Origin of the sequence: Janthinobacterium rivuli, from assembly GCF_029690045.1 — a bacterium.
Lineage (GTDB): Bacteria > Pseudomonadota > Gammaproteobacteria > Burkholderiales > Burkholderiaceae_D > Janthinobacterium > Janthinobacterium rivuli.
This window is the reverse complement of sequence record NZ_CP121464.1, coordinates 271,639-288,943: the sequence shown is the minus strand read 5'-3', so window position 1 is coordinate 288,943 and position 17,305 is coordinate 271,639. Positions and strand designations below refer to the sequence as shown.

Genomic DNA, 17,305 nt, shown 5'->3' with positions numbered 1-17,305 from the left:
TTTTACTTGGCGGGTGCCTGCGGATTCGACAGGCTCCAGACATACGCCGACAGCACGTGTACCTTGGATTCGCCGAGGAAATCGCTGAAGGCAGGCATGGTGTTGCTGCGTCCCTTGCGTACGGTTTCCATGATGGTGTCGGCGCTGCCGCCGTACAGCCAGGTCTTGTCCGTCAGGTTCGGCGCGCCGAGCATCTGGTTACCCTTGGCATCGGCGCCATGACAGGCCATGCAGGCGCCAAACTTGGCCTTGCCCAGCACCGACTTGACGGGATCCGAGGTCGAACCGGACAGGCTCAGCACATAATGGGCCACGTTCTCGACATCCTTTTCGGAGCCCAGGGCGGCGCCCATCGGTGGCATCTGCCCATTGCGGCCGTGCAGGATGGTGGTCTTGATGATGTCGGGTTCGCCGCCATACAGCCAGTCCTTGTCCGTCAGGTTGGGAAAGCCCTTGTTGCCGCGCGCATCCGAACCGTGGCATTGCGCGCAGTAGGTCAGGAACAGACGCTGGCCGATGGCTTGCGCCTGCGGATCGGCGGCCACCGTCTTGATGTCCTGGCTCAGGTACTTGTTGAACAGGGGACCGTAGTCGGCTTCCGCCTTCTTCAGCTCTTCCTCGTACTGGCCCGTCGATTTCCAGCCCAGGCTGCCGGCATAGGTGCCCAGGCCCGGGTACAGGAACAGATACGCCAGCGCGAAGACGATGGTGATGTAGAACAACCACATCCACCAGCGCGGCATCGGCGTGTTGAGTTCCTTCAAGTCCTCGTCCCAGACGTGGCCCGTGGTGCCGTCGGCAGGGGCGCCCTCGACCACTTTGATTTTCGACTGCGAGTACAGCAGCACGCCGCAGCCGATGATGCCCAGCAGGGACAGCACGACGATGTAGATATTCCAGAAGCCATTGGTAAAGTCAGCCATGGTGATGCTCCTTCGCCAGGTTCATCTCGGCCTCGGCCGGATAGTCGAGCGCGTCATCGGCGAACGGCAGGCGTGCCGCCGCGTCGAAGTCGCTGTTGCTGCGGCTGAACGTCCACCACAGGATGCCCACGAACGTCGTAAAGGAAACCACCGTCATGACGCTGCTGGCGCTGTCAAACAGGTTTTCGATTGCCATGCTAATTCCTTGTTTTGATTAATGTACCGAGGCCTTGCAGATAGGCGACCAGGGCGTCTTCTTCCGTCTTGTCCTGCAGCTGCGCGGGGCCGGCGGCGATCTCTTCATCGCTGTACGGCTGGCCCAGGCGTTTCAGGGCGCGCATCTTCGGCATGATTTCGTCAGGCACCAGCTTGGTCTTCGCCAGCCAGGGGTAGGACGGCATGTTCGACTCGGGCACCACGTCGCGCGGGTTGTTCAAGTGCGTGCGGTGCCATTCGTCGCTGTAGCGCGCGCCCACGCGGGCCAGGTCGGGCCCCGTGCGCTTGGAACCCCACTGGAACGGATGGTCGTAGACGAATTCGCCAGCGACCGAATAGTGGCCATAGCGTTCCGTTTCCGCGCGCAGCGGACGCACCATCTGCGAGTGGCAGTTGTAGCAGCCTTCGCGCACGTAAATGTCGCGGCCCGCCAGGCGCAGCGGCGAATACGGCTTCAGGCCGGCGACCGGCTCCGTCGTGCTCTTCTGGAAGAACAGGGGAACGATCTCGACGGCGCCGCCGATGCTGATCACCACCGTGACCAGGGCGATCAGCAGCCAGGGGTTTCTCTCAATCCATGCATGTGAAAATTTCATTTGCTTATGCTCCTATCAGGCGTGCGCCGCGTTCAGTTCCGGAATGCGGGCGACGGGGAGTTTGCTGCCGCGCAAGGTCATCCAGGTGTTGTAGCCCATGATGCACATACCCGACAGGTACAGCAGGCCACCGGCCACGCGCACCACGTAGTACGGATACGTCGCTTTCACGCTCTCGACAAAGGTGTAGGTCAGGGTGCCGTCCGGATTGACCGCGCGCCACATCAGGCCCTGCATCACGCCGGCGATCCACATTGCGGCGATGTACAGCACGATGCCGATGGTGGCCACCCAGAAGTGCACATCGACCAGGCGCGTGCTGTGCATCTGCGTGCGGCCCGCCAGGCGTGGCAGCAGATAGTAGATCGAACCCATGGTGATGAAGCCCACCCAGCCCAGAGCGCCCGCATGCACGTGGGCAACGGTCCAGTCGGTGTAGTGCGACAGCGAGTTGATGGTCTTGATCGACATCATCGGACCTTCGAAGGTGGCGATGCCGTAGAACGACAGCGAGACGATCATGAATTTCAGGATCGGATCGGTGCGCAGCTTGTGCCAGGCGCCCGACAGGGTCATGATGCCGTTGATCATGCCGCCCCAGCTTGGTGCCAGCAGGACCAGCGAGAAGACCATGCCGATCGATTGCGTCCAGTCAGGCAATGCCGTGTAGTGCAGGTGATGCGGGCCCGCCCACATGTAGGTGAAGATCAGCGCCCAGAAGTGGACGATCGACAAACGGTACGAGTACACGGGGCGCTCGGCCTGTTTCGGGATGAAGTAGTAAACCATGCCCAGGTAGCCGGCGGTCAGGATGAAACCCACCGCGTTATGGCCGTACCACCACTGGATCATGGCGTCCTGCACGCCCGCATACGCGGAATACGACTTGGTGAACGAGGCTGGCATGACGGCGCCATTGACCACGTGCAAAATCGTCACGGCCAGGATGTAGGCGCCGAAGAACCAGTTGGCCACGTAGATGTGTTTTACCTTGCGCTTGATCAGGGTGCCGAAGAACACGATGGCGTAGGCGATCCAGACGATGGCGATGAGGATGGCGATAGGCCATTCCAGTTCCGCGTATTCCTTGCCGCGTGTCATGCCCATGGGCAGGGTGACGACGGCGCACAGGATCACCGCTTGCCAGCCCCAGAACGTGAAGGCGGCCAGTTTGTCGGAAAACAGGCGCACCTGGCAGGTGCGTTGGACAACGTAGTACGAGGTGGCGAACAGGCCGCAGATGCCGAAGGCGAAAATCACCGCATTCGTGTGCAGCGGACGCAAGCGTCCGTATGTCAGCCATGGTATATCGAGGTTCAGGGCAGGCCAGGCCAGCTGAGCGGCGATGATAACGCCAACCAGCATGCCGATGATGCCCCATACCACAGTAGCGACCGCGAATTGCTTCACGATCTTGTAGTTATAGTTCAGCGATTGATCCACAAAGACTCTCCCTGGAATTACTATTTATGATGGTGGCCAGAGAGTAAGTGTTTGACCGAGAAAAAACTTTGATGTGGATCAAAATTCCCCGGATGAAATAAGCGTAGCGAACTGGCATCGAAATAAAGTGATATTTCGGTCAAAAAAGCCATGCAAGATCCCTGCAACAGGGGCTTGATGTGGCGTAAAACGTGCATGGCGGCAAGGGCTTACAGTGGCGAGTCCAGACACGCTCAAGGCCCGCCATGGAAGACCCTGAACGCTGCGACCCGTTGGATGCCCAGGTGGACCTGCTCGTCGGCAAGGCAGATGGCACGACCCTGTTCGATCACGGCAAGCTCGCTTGCCTGGTGCAGGCGCCGTTGCCGGGCATCGTCATCTTCGTGCATGGCGTCAATTCCGACGGCGAGTGGTACCGCGCGGCCGAAGCCGGCCTGTGCGCCGGCCTGAACACGCGCATGAAGCGCTGCGACGAGCACATGGCGCATGCCACGGCGCAGGGCGGGCAGTTGACGCCGGTGAGCTATCGGAGCGAGCTGAGCGATGACGGCTACGTCGATCCCGACTATACGGCCAGCACCTTTATCGCGCCGCCAGCGCATTTTTCCCCCGTGATCCAGTTCCGCTGGGGCTACAAGGCCAGCGACAAGGAGTTGCAGGCGTATGGCGATTCGGTCTACCTGAACGAACATGCTTACTGGGGCGGCGGCCCGTTCGCGAATGGCTGCTCATCGCTGCCGGATCTGTGGGGCGAGGGCTTGTCGGACGCCCTCTTCCTGTGGATACACATCGAACACCTCAATCCCGTCAACGACCGTATCGTGTATGCCTGTCCGCCGCGCCCCTACTTCGTGCTGGCGGCTTTGCGCCTGGCGCACCTGGTAGCGGCCATCCGCCAGCAGCAGGCCGACGTGCCGATTACCCTCGTCTGCCACAGCCAGGGCAATATGGTAGGCATGGCGGCCGCGTTTCTGGGCAACAAGATGGCTGACGTGAAAGATGCGGCAGGCAAAAGCGGCCGTTGCGTGGCCGATACTTATGTCTTGTGCAATCCACCGTACAGCCTGTTGCGCAGAAACGACACCGAAGGCTGGTTGCAGGGGCAAGTCAGGGATGTCGATGGCAATGTGGGCCGGTAAAGCGGCAAGGCGCGCCGCCACGCCCATCCAGGGCATCGGCTGGTTGGGTCTCAGCGCCGAAGAGATCAAGGCCACGCGCGGCGACGGCGTGTTTACCCAGCGCGTCTTCGCTCAGGGCTTTCCCGTTGGCCAGCACGGCGATTATGATTATTGGAGCAATCACTATCGCCAGCCCGCACGGGGCAGCGCCGATTTCTGGCATCCGCATTCGCCGATTTCCAAATATGATCCCAACAAGGGTGTGCGCGCCAGCAGCAGCGAGGCGGGCAGGACGGCGACCAGGCGCACCGCCGCCGCCACCTCGGCCCTCATGCGGATGCTGAAGATCCCCATCCACGCCATCCCGCCCAACGACTGGCGCATCCCCGTGACGGCGCCCGCTTTGCCGGAAGTGTTTACACCGCAGGCCGTGCGCTTCGGTGTACCCAGCCCCAAGTTCGACCAGGATATCGATCCGCCCGGCACGCACCGCCAGGTGGGCAAGGTGCGCCCGGCAGGCGAGCCGTATGCCGATACAAGCGTGGGCGGCACGCCGCAGGGCGACCGCGATACCGAGGCGACATTGCGCTACGAAGACCATGCACGCCTGCGCATGAAGGCCCGCCGCGAAAAGCTGGACGGCAATGACGGCAAGGCCATGATGGAAGACGACCTGTCCACCGCCACGCCGGAATATTTGCAATGGCGCAAGCAGGAAATCCAGGGGCAACTGGCGGCCACCTGCGACACGCATGCGACCGACCATTCCACCATCCTGACCAATCCGCAGCACGCGGAAAAGGCGCTGGCGTATGACGTGGCGATTGGGGTGGGGCATATCGGCGAGGAGGCGATGCGAGAGTTGAGAGTGATTGCGGATTGGCGATTGTTGAAGGAGTTGGAAAAAAGGGGTAATTCAAACAGAATTTTTTTTGAATATTTCAAGCTTGGTTTGTTTAAAAAAAAGCCGTTATTGGCGTGGGTTCAAAGTTATGGCAGCACAGGGCGCATGCCTTCGGAAATTGTGGATGAGCGTATGTACAAGCGCCCGGAGACCTCCTGATGCGTAACTTGATTGCTACCTTTCCGCGCAGGCTGGGCTGGAGCATGTGCGTATTCAGTCTTGTGGCTGGTATTGCACTCTGGTCGATATTGCAGACCGGGCCAATCGATGTTCCTCTTGAAGAAGGATTGCTGATGAAACGACTATTGTTAATGCCGGCATTGCTGGCGCTTGCCGTCCTTTTCCTGACCTCGGCCTGCGCCAACAAGGCGCCTGTCGCAGTACCGGTTGCCGCCGTCATCCCTGCTGCGCCCGCGCAGCCTTACATTGCGCAGGTCGTGGGCGTGCAGTGGCTCAATCCCCTGCAGCGACGCGACTATCCGACCGAGTGGCAATTGCTGTGGACACTTGGGCTGGCCAAGCCAAACAAGGACGATAGCAAAGTGAAAGAGAACCCTGTGCGCTTTGGCAAGGTGCAATCGATTGGCATGATCGCTTCCGGCAACAAGGGGCGGGAAACATTCAATGGGTATCATGAAAAGTATGTGGAAGAATTGATTTATCTTTTCCGGGATATTTACTTTTCCAACAAAGAGTATTTTTACAACGCCCATTCGCTGACTGACAAATCCACGCGCCGTGAACTGGCCGGCATCCATGTGGAATATGCGTTGCCGGCTGGACGCCTTGATCCGGACGAGGCGGGAAAATATGTCGTTGAAACGATTACTGATGCCTTCAGCATCGGCAACCCCTCCTTCCCCGATTCCTGGACCACGGCCACGCCGCCCGACGTGCGCGTCACCATGGGCGGCGCGAATGCGGGCTTTACGTCCCTGGCGGCGGGTCTGGCCTACCTGCAGGCCAATCCCGACAAGACGGTGTGGGTGATGAACTGGGATGCGCCCAGTTATCCGCCCAAGGATGAGCAGATCAATGAAAACATGGTCTTGCTGGTGCTGGCCGGCCCCGGCTACAAGACGGAGCGTGCGCCGCTGGCCTGGCTGGGCTTTCCCGCCACGCGCCAGGTCGCCGATTTCACCGCCGGCAAGGGACAGTCTCCGCGCGCCGCGCAGGCCTGGAGCCACGCCATCGACGCTGCCGCCCGCAACGTGCAATTGAATGACGATGCCATCGGCTACGTCATCCACGATGCCGGCGCCGCCTATCCTGTTTCCTCAGAACGGCTCGGCCCGCTGGCGCAAAGCCTGACGCAGCAATTGCCCGACTTCGATTTCAACCAGCAGACGTTCAACATGCCGGCGCTGCTGGGCGAGACGGGCGCCGGCACGGCGCTGACGAACGTGGCGCTGGCCATCGCCCATGCCAACCACGTGGGCCGGCCCGTACTGGTGGCGGGCAGCAGCGACAGCGAAAGTGTGACTGCCGTGGTGGTGGCGCCGCCGGCCGTGGTGCGGCCCGTCGACCACGAACAGCCGTGGTTCCGCGCACGCGGCGGCAATACCGTGTTCCTGCCGTGGTGGGGCCGGCGCTTCGATGCACGGCCGGGGTCGCAGGGTTATTCGCGCTGAGGCGGCGTGGCGTCGGGCGCTGGCGTATCGTCGTCCTGCAAGACGCGCAGGCCCGGTCCGACGAGGTCGTCGAACTGGCCGCTGTCCGAGGCCGTGAAATACACCCACAGGGCGATGAAGACGACCACGACGCTCAAGGGGATGAGAAGATACAGTGCTTCCATGTTCAGGCTTTCCGCAGGCGCAGGGCGTTGGCGATGACGACGGCCGAGCTGGCAGCCATGCCGACGCCGGACAGCCAGGGGTTCAAAAAACCCAGCGCGGCGGCCGGGATGGCCGTCAGATTGTACAGGGTTGCCCAGCCCAGGTTTTCGCGGATGATGCGCATGCTGCGCGCGGCCGTCTTCGCCGTGTCGAGCACGGAAACCAATTGGTTTGAGAGCAGCACCGTGTCCGCATGCGCCTGCGCCAGGGCGGCGCCGGAACCCATGGCGAAGGACACGTCGGCGCCGCTCAGCACGGCCGCGTCGTTGATGCCGTCGCCGACCATCGCCACCACGGCGCCCGTCGCCTGCAACTGCTGCACGAAATCGAGCTTTTCATCGGGCAGGCATTCGCCGCACGCCGTGTTGATGCCCAGTTCCGTCGCCACGCTTTGCGTCAGCGCTTCCTGGTCGCCACTGAGCAGCACGACTTGCTTGCCGCGCCGGTGGAAATACGCGACCACGTCGCGCGCTTCCGGGCGCAGCGCGTCGCTGAGTAAAAAGCGCGTCAGCCAGCGCCCCTGCGTGCCCAGGTACAGCGGCGTCATGCCCTGCATGCCGACGGCCGTGTCGCCCAGCGGCGGGCCGGCGATGGCGGCGACAAAGGCCGCATTGCCCAGGCGGTAGCGCACGCCGTCGACGACGCCTTCGAGTCCCTGGCCCTGCACTTCCTGTAATTGTTCCGCATGCACACGCGCGTTCTGTTCTCCGGCAGCTGCCAGGATCGCCTGCGCCAGCGGATGGGCGCTACCCGCTTCCAGCGCGGCGGCCACTTGCAGGCAATCGTCTTCGCTCAGGCTGCCGAGCCCCTCGATTTGCCGCAGCACGGGCCGGCCCAGGGTCAGTGTCCCCGTCTTGTCGAAGACGATGTGGGTGGCGCGGTGCAGGGTTTCCAGTACATGCGGCTGGACGATCAGCACGCCGCGCCGCAGCAGGCTGTCGGTGGCGGCCGCCAGCGCCGTCGGCGTGGCCAGCGACAGCGCGCACGGGCAGGATACGACCAGCACGGCAATCGCCACGGGCCACGCTTGCGCCGGGTCGTGCCAGCTCCAGAAGGCGAACACGGCGACGGCAAACAGCAGCAGGCCCAGCACGAACCAGGCGGCCACTTTATCGGCCCACTGCGCGATCTGCGGCTTGCCGCTGCCGGCCCGCTCGATCAGTTTCAATAAATCGGACAGGGTGCTTTCGCGCGCCGGTTTGAGCACGCGCAAGATGAGCGCCGCGCTGGCGTTGATCGCCCCGCCCGGCACCTGTTCGCCTGTCTTGCGTCGCTGGGCCGCGCTCTCGCCCGTCAGCAGCGACAGGTCCAGCGCACTGCTCCCCTCGACGATGACGCTGTCGGCGGCGATCGCCTCGCCCGGTTTGACCAGAATCACGTCACCGACGGCCAGGCTGCCGGCCGGCACCAGGGTGGTGGCGCGGTTGTCGGGAAAGCCCGCCATCAAGGACGCGGAGGCGGGCAAGGCGTGCTGCAGGCGTTCGAGCGCCGAGGCGGCCTTGCGGCGCGCCTGCAGCTCGAAATAGCGGCTGCACAGCAGCAGGAAAATGAACATCGTGGCCGAGTCGTAATACACCTCGCCGCGGCCCGTAAAGGTCGCCACCACGCTGCCGAAGAAGGCCGCCAGGATGCCCAGCGCAACGGGCACGTCCATGCCCAGGGTGCGTGCGCGCAAGCTGGCCCAGGCGCCCTGGAAAAACGGCATGGCGGAGTAGCAGATGGCCGGCAAGGTCAAGAGCAAACTGGCCCAGCGCATCAGGCTGGCCATATTGTCGTCCAGCGTGCCATCCTCGGCCAGGTAGGACGGCGCCACGTACATCATCACCTGCATCATCGACAGGCCCGCCACGAACAGCTGGCGCCCCAGCGTTTTGCTGGCTTTTTGCAGGCGCTCGCCATGGCGCACGGCGTCATACGGATAGGCCGTGTAGCCGACTTGCCGTACGGCTTGCAGGATGTCGCCCGGCTCGCACTGGGCGCGGCTCCAGCGCACGTACAGCCGCTCCGTGGCGACGTTCAGGCTGGCCGCCTGCACGCCGGGAAGGCGGGTTAATTGGCGCTCGATCAGCCAGACGCAGGCGGCGCAGCGGATGCCTTCGACGGACAGGGTCGCTTCGCAACTGCTGGCGTCGCGCGCGAATTGCGCGTCGTCATTGCTGTACAGGCGCAGTTCGGGCGGCACCATGGTGGCATCGGCGGCATTGACGGCATATTCGTCGCGGTCGCGGTAGTACGCCCTCTGGCCGATGTCGACGATGGTTTGCGCCACGGCTTCGCAGCCGGGGCAGCACATGGCGCGCGGCACCTCGTCGATGGTGACGTTCCAGCTGGAGCCGCTTGGCACGGGCAAGCCGCAATGGAAGCAGGCGGAGGGTTGTAGAACAGCATTCATAGGTGTGTTTTCATGCGTCTTTTCATGGATGGCCCGTGACGCACAGGGCGTCGAGCCAGCCCAGCGAGACGCCATTCGCGGCGCGCAGCAGGCCCAGCAAGCCAAAGCCCAGCACCAGCAAGCCGCTGGCGATGCGCACGGGACGGCGCTGCATCTGCGCGCGCAGCCGCGTGCCGAGCAAGCCCATGCCCAGCAGGGTGGGCAAAGTGCCCAGGCCGAAGGCGGCCATCGTGGCCGCGCCGTGCAGGGCCGAGCCTTGCATCATGGCCGTCAGCAGCGCGCTGTAGACCATGCCGCACGGCACCCAGCCCCACAGCCCGCCGACTGCCAGCGCTTTCAACGGCGTATCCATCGGCATCAGCGGTTTCAACAGGGGCCGCACGCGGCGCCAGACGACGTTGCCGGCCGCTTCCAGATGGGCCAGGCCGCGCCAGGCATCCATCAGGTACAGGCCCAAAGCAACCAGCATCAGGTTGGCCAGCCAGTAGCCGGCCACTTGCAGGGACGCCAGGTGCAGCATGCCCGCGCCCGCCAGGCTGCCGGCCATGGCGCCGGCCAGCATGTAGCTGCCTATGCGCCCGCCGTTGTAGGCCAGCACGCGCAGCACGTTCGATTGCACTGCGGGCCGTGCCACGGCGATGGCGATCACAGGACGCGTGGGCGCCGCCGCAGCACCGGCGCCGCCACCCAGCGACAGGGCGCCGACGATGCCGCCGCACATGCCGATGCAGTGCACGCTGCCGGCCAGGCCGACCAGAAACATGGGCACGAGGCTGAGGGCGTTCATCGGGCGGTGTTACACCGTTTTCGAGTAGCGCAGCGGCTGCACCGCGTCCGGCGCCGTGTTGGCGCGCGCCAGGGTCAGGTAGCGGTCGAAGACCATGCAGATATTGCGGATCAACAAGCGCCCTTTCGGCGTCACCGTCAGCCAGTCTTCCTCGATGACGAGCAAGCCATCGCGCGCCAGTTCGCGCAGCTTCTCCAGTTCGGCGGCGAAATAGCTGCGGAAGGTGACGGGGTGCGCTTGCTCGATGCTGGCGATCGACAGTTCGAAATTGCACATCAGCATCTGGATGATGATACGGCGCAACAAATCGTCCGTGTCAAGCTTGATGCCGCGCGCGATCGGCAGCACGCCTTCGTCGAGCTTTTCGTAATACGCGTCGAGCGTCTTCTCGTTCTGGCTGTAGACGGCGCCGACGGAGCTGATGGCCGACACGCCGCAGGCGATCAAGTCCGCCTCCGCGCGCGTCGAGTATCCCTGGAAGTTGCGGTGCAAGCGGCCCTGGCGCTGCGCCACGGCCAGGTCGTCCGTCGGCTTGGCGAAATGGTCCATGCCGATGTAGACATAGCCGGCGGCCGTCAGGCGCGCGATGCACAGGCCCAGCATGGCCAGCTTGGTGGCGCTGTCGGGCATGTCGGCGTCGAGGATGCGGCGCTGCGGCTTGAACAGATGCGGCATGTGCGCGTAATGGTACAGGGCGATGCGGTCCGGGCTGGCGTTGATCACCTTGCGCAGGGTTTCCGTCATCGTTTCCAGGTTTTGCTTCGGCAAGCCATAGATCAGATCGATGCTGATCGAGCGGAAACCGGCGTCGCGCGCGGCCTGCATGATGGCCACCGTTTCCGCTTCCGGCTGGATGCGGTTGACGGCTTTTTGCACGTCGGCATCGAAATCCTGCACGCCCAGGCTGATGCGGTTAAAACCTTGCGCGCGCAGCGAGAACACGCGTTCGCGCGAGACGGTGCGCGGGTCGATCTCGATCGAATATTCGCCGTCTTCATCGGAAGCGAACTCGAAATGCTGGCGCAAATGCGCCATCAGTTCGTCCATCTGCTTTTCGCTCAGGTAAGTCGGCGTGCCGCCGCCGAAGTGCAATTGCTCGATCTGGTTCATGCCGGCAAACAGCTTGCCCTGCATGGCGATTTCCTGTTTCAGATAGCTGAGATAGGTGGTGGCCTTGCTGCGGTCCTTCGTGATGATCTTGTTGCAGGCGCAGTAGTAGCACAGGGTGTCGCAGAATGGCACGTGCACGTACAGCGACAGCGGACGGCGGCCGCCGCGCATACGCAGGGCGGCCAGCGCTTCGAGGAAGTTGCCATAGCCAAAGTCGGCATTGAAACGGTCGGCGGTCGGGTAGGACGTGTAGCGCGGGCCGGACTGGCTCATCTTGCCGATGATGACCGGGTCGAATTCGACGACGGCGTCCAGGTCGGCGGAAGCACTGCTGAGTAGTGTAGGCATGATGTGTATGAAGTCTTGAAAGGTTTAGGCGGCCAGGCGTTTCATGGCGGGTTTGCCGGCGTTCGCGGCGCCTGCGGCGCCCGATTTGCCGCCAGGCATGGCTACGCGGCGCGGTGGCGGCATCTTGCCGAAATTGAACAGGCTCACGGCTTGCGACAGGCTGGCGGCTTCTTCCGCCAGGCGCGTGGCGGCCGCGGCGGCTTCTTCCACCAGGGCCGCGTTCTGCTGCGTCACCTGGTCCATGTGGGCGATGGCCTGGTTGACCTGATCGACGCCGATGCTCTGTTCGCGCGAAGCGATGGAAATTTCCTGCATGATGGCCGTCACCTGCTTGACGGAGCTGACCACCTGCTCCATGGTGGCGCCGGCGCGGTTCACCTGCAGCATGCCGGCGCCCACCTTGCCGACGGAAATTTCAATCAGTTGCTTGATGTCCTTGGCTGCCACCGACGAGCGCTGCGCCAGGTTGCGCACCTCGCCCGCCACGACGGCAAAACCCCTGCCCTGCTCGCCGGCGCGCGCCGCTTCCACGGCCGCGTTCAGGGCCAGGATGTTGGTCTGGAAGGCGATGCCTTCGATCAGGCCGATGATGTCGACGATTTTCTTCGACGAAGTGTTGATGTCGTCCATGGTGGTGATCACTTCGGAGACGATCTCGCCGCCCTGCACGGCCACTTTCGAGGCGGCCACGGCCAGTTCATTCGCCTGCACGGAATTGTCCGCGTTCTGTTTCACGGTCGACGAGAATTCCTCGATGCTCGAGGCCGTCTCTTCCAGGCTGGCCGCTTGCGATTCCGTGCGGCCCGACAAATCCATATTGCCGACGGCGATCTGCCTGGTGGCCACGGCCATGGTTTCCACGTTGATGCGCACGTCGCGGATGGTGGCGATCAGGTTGCTGTTCATCTGTTGCAGCGCGCGCAGCAATTGCCCCATTTCATCCGTGCTGTCCGTTTCAAAACTGCCCGACAGGTCGCCGGCGGCAATCGCCCGCGCGCCGTTCAGGGCCTTGCCCAGCGGTTTCAGCACGGACATGCGCAAGGTATACCAGAGGAAAACGTTGATCAGGAAGCCGAACAGGGTGGCGCCGAAGATGGCGTAATTGGTGATCTTGCCGCCGCTGGCGAACAGGCTGATGACGCACACCAGCAGTTGCAGACAGTTGACGATGGACGTGGCGGCCCAGATGCGCAGGTTGAGCGACATGTGCGTCAGCTTGTGCAGCAGGTGCGCCAGGCCCGGGCGCACGATCTGCCCGTTCTTGATGACGATGTTGCCGCCTTCCTTGTTGCGGATGGCCGCATAGGCTTCCTCGGCCGCCTTGACCTGCTCTTTGTCCGCCTTGACGCGCACGGACATATAGCCGATGGTCTTGCCCGCTTCACGGATCGGCGTGACGTTGGCGCGCACCCAGTAAAAGTCGCCGTTCTTGCAGCGGTTCTTGACCAGGCCCGTCCACGGCGTGCCGGCCTGTATCGAGGCCCACAGGTCGGCAAATGCTTCGGCCGGCATGTCCGGGTGGCGCACGATGTTCTGGGGCGAACCGAGCAGCTCGGCTTCGCTGAAGCCGCTGACCTGGCTGAAGTACGGGTTCACATAGACGATATTGCCGTTCATATCCGTTTTCGACACGATGGCCTGATCGTCCAGGACGAGGACTTCACGGTTAGTCACTGGCAAATTTTGTCGCATGGTCGCGGCTTCCTGATCAGTTAAATAGGCAATTGGTGAGTAAGACTTGCACGATTGCAAGAATGGAGATCAGTGTAAGGAGTCGCCTGCGCAAATTTATTGATGTAGATCAAAATCCTCCAGATTGGTCGTGCTTGCACGCATTTAGCGATAGCAATGCGGCATTGTTTTAAAGTTACTGGTTGCCGACGGGGGCTAATCCACGCCCGCCGTCAGCGGACGCAGGCTGCCCACGGCGTAGCCTTGCGCGTAGTCGATGCCCAGTTCGCGGATGACGGCCAGGGTGGCATCGTCTTCCACGTATTCGGCCACCGTTTTCAATCCCATCACGTGGCCCACTTCATTGATGGCCTTGACCATGGCGCGGTTGATGGCATTGCTGGCGATGTCGCGCACGAAGACACCGTCGATCTTCAGGTAATCGACGGGCAGCGCCTTCAGGTAGCCGAACGAGGAAAAGCCGCTGCCGAAGTCGTCGAGCGAGAAGCGGCAGCCCATGGCCTTGAGCTTGCGCATGAACACTTGCGCCTTGGGCAGGTTGGCGATGACGGCCGTTTCCGTGATTTCAAAGCAGATTTGTTCGGGCGCGATGGCGAATTGCACGAACTGCTCGGTGATGTAGTCGTGCAAGCCGGCATCGGCCAGTGACATGCCCGACAGGTTGACGGAATACAGGGCCGGTGCGCGGCGCCGGCTTTCCGCCATCGCTTCGACCGGCGGCAGGCTGTCGCGCACGCTTTCGATATGCGCGCAGACGGCGCGGATGACCCAGCGGTCGATGGACAGCATCATGTCGTAGCGTTCGGCGGCGGGGATAAAGGCGCCCGGCAAGATCAGGTCGCCCTGGCTGTTGCGGATGCGGATCAGCACTTCGTCGTGGTGTTCCGGGTCGTCGCGCAGGTGCACGATGGGCATGGCGTACAGGCGGAAATAATCGTGCGCGAACGCTTCGTTCAGGCGTGAGATCCACAGCATTTCGCCATGCCGCTGCGCCAGCATGACGTCGGACTCCTGGTAGACGTGGATGCGGTTGCGGCCTTGCTCCTTGGCCAGGTAGCAGGCCTGGTCGGCCGCGCTCAGCAGCTCGCTCATGGACTTGCTGTCCTGGTTGATTTCGACCATGCCGATGCTCACGCCCAGCTCAAAACTGCGGCTATCCCAGGCGAAACGGAAATCGCGGATGGACTGGCGCAGCTGTTCGCCGATGACGCGCGCGTGATCGAGCGGACAGTGCGGCAGCAGCACGCCCAGTTCGTCGCCACCGAGGCGCGCCAGGATGTCGCTGTCGCGCATTTGCGCCTGCAGCATTTTCGCCAGCAACTGCAGCAGCACATCGCCGGCGCCATGGCCGCAGGTATCGTTGATAACCTTGAACTGATCCAGATCCAGGTACAGCAGCGCATGCACATGGCCTTCTTCCTTGGCCGTGTGCAGGGCGCCGGCCACCAGATGCTCGAATTCGCGCCGGTTGATCAGACCCGTCAGGGTGTCGTGCGTGGCGTGCCACGACAGTTGCTGGCTCAGCTTGCGCTCGTGGCTGACGTCGCGGAACACGACGACGGCGCCGAGTATGTTGCCATTGCGCGACCAGATGGGCGCGGCCGAGTCTTCCACGGCGATGCGCCGTCCGTCGCGCGTGACTAGCTGCGCATGCGTGGAAATGCCGATGGCCTGGCGCTGGCGCAAGCACTTGAGGGCCACGTGGTCGAGCGGCTCACCCGTGTGTTCATCGACGAGGTTCAGGGTTTCCCAGATGTCCATGCCCTGGGCCAGCTCGTTGCTCCAGCCCGTCAATTGTTCGGCCACCCGGTTCAGGTAGCGGGTCTTGCCGAACGGATCGGTGGTGATGACGCCGTCGCCGATGGAGCTGAGCGTCACTTCGGCCAGCTCCTTGCTCTCGGCGATCATCAGTTCACGCAACATGTGCTCGGTGATATCCCAGATGATGCCCAGGGTGCGGTCGGGATGCCCGGCGGCATCCGTAAAGATGTGCGCCTTGGCCGCCAGCCAGTGTTCGCTGCCATCGGGCCAGATGACGCGGTATTGCACGTCGTAGCCGCCGCGCCGGCGCACGCCGTCCTGCAGCACTTTGATCACCTTGTCGCGGTCGTCGGGGTGCACGCAGTCGAGAAAGCTGCGAAATGGTTGCGTCAGCGGGCGCTCTTCCAGGCCCAGCAAGGTGGCGCCCCTGGCCGACCAGCTGACCGTGCCGTCGATCACCTGGCCGTCGACGATGCGCGAATCCCAGATCGCCATATGCGCCGCTTCCAGTGCCATCTGCAAACGTTTTTGCTGGTCGCTCATCGTCTTCTCCCTGCACGGATACAGGGATAGATGCGCTGCTGCTATTTAAGTTCCCGGTATTTCGGCGGGCGTGGCGGCCGAGGCACGTGCCACGTCGCGCACATTCTTTTGCACGGCCACGGCGGCGAACAGACTGAGCAGGAATGCCATGGCATAGAAACCCTTCTCGCTGTTTTGCAGGGTGGCGTTCCACAGGCCGACCGTCAGCAGCAGCAAGGCCAGCAGCACGGAAATCCAGCACAGGCCAAAGTAAATCCCTGTCACGGCGATGCCCTCGGCACGGTCGCGCACGGATTTTTGCAGCGAGATGGCGGCGAACAGGCCATACATGAGGATCGTGAAGTAATAACCCTTCTCGTTGAGCGGCATGCTGGCGTTCCACAGGCCTGACAGATAGGTGATGACGCCGATCAGCAGTGCCGCCCAGGAGGCGCCGATAAAGGCGCTGCTGGGGCGTGGGGCGGGGGAAGAATGCATAGGGTCTCCATGGGCAGGCAGGCGCCGCCGGCATGGCCGGGGCGGCAGGCACGGATGCGCCTGCCGCCCCATCAGACCAGAAAGTTTATTTGCTCGATTTGATCTGGCGCAATAAAGCTGACACGGCCGTGACGCCGGCCAGCACCAGGCCACCGGCGATGAGGCCGGCCACCGCGTTGATCAGGCTGGGCGTGATGGCGGCCAGCACGGGGCCTATGCCGGCCACGCCGGCCACCGCTTCTTCCGCATGGTGCAGCATGCCGCTGGCCCACGGCCAGCCATGCGTCAGAATGCCGCCGCCGACCATGAACATGGCCAGGGTGCCCACAACGGAGAGAAATTTCATCAGTTTCGGCGCCGCCGACACGAGCATGCGGCCAAAGCCGCGCACGCCATCCATCAGCGCGCCCGCGCCCTTGCGCGCCGCCAGATAAAAGCCCGCGTCGTCGAGCTTGACGATGCCGGCCACCAGGCCGTACACGCCGACCGTCATGATGAGGGCGATGCCGACGACGACGGCCACCTGCTCGGCGAAGGTGGCCGCGGCCACCGTACCCAGCGCGATGACGATGATTTCCGCCGATAAAATGAAGTCGGTGCGGATAGCGCCCTTGATCTTGTCCTTTTCCAGCGCGACGAGGTCGACTTGCGGGTCGCGCAGCGCCTGCGCCAGCTCGGCCTTGTGGCTGTCGTCCGGGTGCAGGTATTTATGCGCGATCTTCTCAAAACCTTCGAAGCACAGGTAGGCGCCGCCCACCATCAAGAGCGGCGTGATGGCCCATGGCGCAAACGCGCTGATGGCCAGCGCGGCGGGCACGAGGATGGCCTTGTTCTTCAGCGAACCGACGGCGACGGCCCACACGACGGGCAGTTCGCGCTCGGCGCGCACGCCGGCCACTTGCTGCGCGTTCAGGGCCAGGTCGTCGCCGAGCACGCCGGCCGTCTTCTTGGCGGCCACCTTGGTCATCAGGGAAACGTCATCGAGGATGCTGGCGATGTCGTCGAGCAGGGCCAGCAGGCTGGAGCCGGCCATCTCAGCGCGCTCCCGCTTTGGTGGCAGGGAATCGTGAAGCGAGGAAAGTGTTGTTTTTCATGATGTTATTCTTGGTTGTACGGCAAGGGATGACTGCGATCTTACCCCAGGGCGGGCCGGCAGGGCC

15 protein-coding genes are annotated in these 17,305 nt (G+C 63.1%); 3 read left to right on the top strand and 12 right to left on the bottom strand.

Features of this window, described 5'->3' with window-relative positions; genetic code table 11:
• Window positions 1-2: 2 nt before the first annotated feature.
• Genes ccoP through ccoN form a run of 4 tightly spaced genes read right to left on the bottom strand, consistent with a single transcriptional unit; the run spans window position 3 to window position 3,178 of the window.
• Window positions 3-923 carry a cytochrome-c oxidase, cbb3-type subunit III gene (ccoP, locus tag P9875_RS01215; protein ID WP_278317379.1) on the bottom strand — a complete coding sequence of 307 codons (921 nt, stop codon included), beginning with the start codon at window positions 921-923 and terminating at the stop codon, window positions 3-5.
• On the bottom strand, window positions 916-1,119 hold the full coding sequence (locus tag P9875_RS01210) for a cbb3-type cytochrome oxidase subunit 3 (RefSeq protein ID WP_035823305.1): 204 nt from the start codon (window positions 1,117-1,119) through the stop codon (window positions 916-918). Before P9875_RS01210 ends, ccoP begins: the two co-directional genes overlap by 8 nt.
• Window position 1,120: 1 nt before the next feature.
• Window positions 1,121-1,735, bottom strand: coding sequence for a cytochrome-c oxidase, cbb3-type subunit II (ccoO, locus tag P9875_RS01205; RefSeq protein ID WP_035823296.1), 615 nt, complete (start codon window positions 1,733-1,735; stop codon window positions 1,121-1,123).
• A gap of 15 nt (window positions 1,736-1,750) precedes the next feature.
• Window positions 1,751-3,178 carry a cytochrome-c oxidase, cbb3-type subunit I gene (ccoN, locus tag P9875_RS01200; RefSeq protein ID WP_035823294.1) on the bottom strand — a complete coding sequence of 476 codons (1,428 nt, stop codon included), beginning with the start codon at window positions 3,176-3,178 and terminating at the stop codon, window positions 1,751-1,753.
• Window positions 3,179-3,423: 245 nt separating this feature from the next.
• On the opposite strand from ccoN, the gene P9875_RS01195 reads away from it, so the two are divergent.
• The 3 genes from P9875_RS01195 to P9875_RS01185 all read left to right on the top strand — a co-directional run bounded on the left by P9875_RS01195 (window position 3,424) and on the right by P9875_RS01185 (window position 6,831).
• Window positions 3,424-4,317: a T6SS effector phospholipase Tle3 domain-containing protein gene (locus P9875_RS01195; protein WP_278317378.1), complete on the top strand. Its 894-nt coding sequence runs from the start codon at window positions 3,424-3,426 to the stop codon at window positions 4,315-4,317.
• Between the two features lie 88 nt (window positions 4,318-4,405).
• Window positions 4,406-5,359: an effector protein Tle3 domain-containing protein gene (locus P9875_RS01190; RefSeq protein WP_278317377.1), complete on the top strand. Its 954-nt coding sequence runs from the start codon at window positions 4,406-4,408 to the stop codon at window positions 5,357-5,359.
• Window positions 5,359-6,831, top strand: a complete 1,473-nt coding sequence (locus P9875_RS01185; protein ID WP_278317376.1) for a virulence factor — start codon at window positions 5,359-5,361, stop codon at window positions 6,829-6,831. Before P9875_RS01190 ends, P9875_RS01185 begins: the two co-directional genes overlap by 1 nt.
• On the opposite strand, the gene ccoS is transcribed toward P9875_RS01185, so the two are convergent.
• From ccoS to P9875_RS01145, 8 genes are all read right to left on the bottom strand, one after another.
• On the bottom strand, window positions 6,819-6,995 hold the full coding sequence (gene ccoS / locus P9875_RS01180) for a cbb3-type cytochrome oxidase assembly protein CcoS (RefSeq protein WP_035823290.1): 177 nt from the start codon (window positions 6,993-6,995) through the stop codon (window positions 6,819-6,821). The two genes, P9875_RS01185 and ccoS, sit on opposite strands and share 13 nt — an antisense overlap.
• Before the next feature lie 2 nt (window positions 6,996-6,997).
• Entirely contained in the window at window positions 6,998-9,427 is a 2,430-nt protein-coding gene (locus P9875_RS01175) for a heavy metal translocating P-type ATPase (protein ID WP_278317375.1), read from the bottom strand.
• Window positions 9,428-9,449: 22 nt separating this feature from the next.
• Window positions 9,450-10,214 (bottom strand): sulfite exporter TauE/SafE family protein, encoded by a 765-nt coding sequence (locus P9875_RS01170; RefSeq protein WP_278317374.1) that lies wholly within the window; start codon window positions 10,212-10,214, stop codon window positions 9,450-9,452.
• A 9-nt stretch (window positions 10,215-10,223) separates the two neighbouring features.
• Window positions 10,224-11,672: an oxygen-independent coproporphyrinogen III oxidase gene (gene hemN / locus P9875_RS01165; protein ID WP_278317373.1), complete on the bottom strand. Its 1,449-nt coding sequence runs from the start codon at window positions 11,670-11,672 to the stop codon at window positions 10,224-10,226.
• Between the two features lie 24 nt (window positions 11,673-11,696).
• Entirely contained in the window at window positions 11,697-13,364 is a 1,668-nt protein-coding gene (locus P9875_RS01160) for a methyl-accepting chemotaxis protein (protein ID WP_035823281.1), read from the bottom strand.
• A 195-nt stretch (window positions 13,365-13,559) separates the two neighbouring features.
• Window positions 13,560-15,668 (bottom strand): EAL domain-containing protein, encoded by a 2,109-nt coding sequence (locus P9875_RS01155; protein ID WP_278317372.1) that lies wholly within the window; start codon window positions 15,666-15,668, stop codon window positions 13,560-13,562.
• A 45-nt stretch (window positions 15,669-15,713) separates the two neighbouring features.
• On the bottom strand, window positions 15,714-16,145 hold the full coding sequence (yiaA, locus tag P9875_RS01150) for an inner membrane protein YiaA (protein WP_176387799.1): 432 nt from the start codon (window positions 16,143-16,145) through the stop codon (window positions 15,714-15,716).
• Window positions 16,146-16,230: 85 nt separating this feature from the next.
• Entirely contained in the window at window positions 16,231-17,178 is a 948-nt protein-coding gene (locus tag P9875_RS01145) for a DUF808 domain-containing protein (RefSeq protein ID WP_035823275.1), read from the bottom strand.
• Window positions 17,179-17,305 lie beyond the last annotated feature (127 nt).

Bases quoted from the DNA above. Each gene is read 5' to 3' on its own strand.
- P9875_RS01195 (WP_278317378.1), top strand. From the start codon at position 3,424: ATGGAAGACCCTGAACGCTGCGACCCGTTGGATGCCCAGGTGGACCTG.
- hemN (WP_278317373.1), bottom strand. From the start codon at position 11,672: ATGCCTACACTACTCAGCAGTGCTTCCGCCGACCTGGACGCCGTCGTC.
- ccoP (WP_278317379.1), bottom strand. From the start codon at position 923: ATGGCTGACTTTACCAATGGCTTCTGGAATATCTACATCGTCGTGCTG.
- ccoS (WP_035823290.1), bottom strand. From the start codon at position 6,995: ATGGAAGCACTGTATCTTCTCATCCCCTTGAGCGTCGTGGTCGTCTTC.
- P9875_RS01210 (WP_035823305.1), bottom strand. From the start codon at position 1,119: ATGGCAATCGAAAACCTGTTTGACAGCGCCAGCAGCGTCATGACGGTG.
- P9875_RS01155 (WP_278317372.1), bottom strand. From the start codon at position 15,668: ATGAGCGACCAGCAAAAACGTTTGCAGATGGCACTGGAAGCGGCGCAT.
- ccoO (WP_035823296.1), bottom strand. From the start codon at position 1,735: ATGAAATTTTCACATGCATGGATTGAGAGAAACCCCTGGCTGCTGATC.
- P9875_RS01170 (WP_278317374.1), bottom strand. From the start codon at position 10,214: ATGAACGCCCTCAGCCTCGTGCCCATGTTTCTGGTCGGCCTGGCCGGC.
- P9875_RS01175 (WP_278317375.1), bottom strand. From the start codon at position 9,427: ATGAATGCTGTTCTACAACCCTCCGCCTGCTTCCATTGCGGCTTGCCC.
- P9875_RS01185 (WP_278317376.1), top strand. From the start codon at position 5,359: ATGCGTAACTTGATTGCTACCTTTCCGCGCAGGCTGGGCTGGAGCATG.
- P9875_RS01145 (WP_035823275.1), bottom strand. From the start codon at position 17,178: ATGGCCGGCTCCAGCCTGCTGGCCCTGCTCGACGACATCGCCAGCATC.
- P9875_RS01160 (WP_035823281.1), bottom strand. From the start codon at position 13,364: ATGCGACAAAATTTGCCAGTGACTAACCGTGAAGTCCTCGTCCTGGAC.
- yiaA (WP_176387799.1), bottom strand. From the start codon at position 16,145: ATGCATTCTTCCCCCGCCCCACGCCCCAGCAGCGCCTTTATCGGCGCC.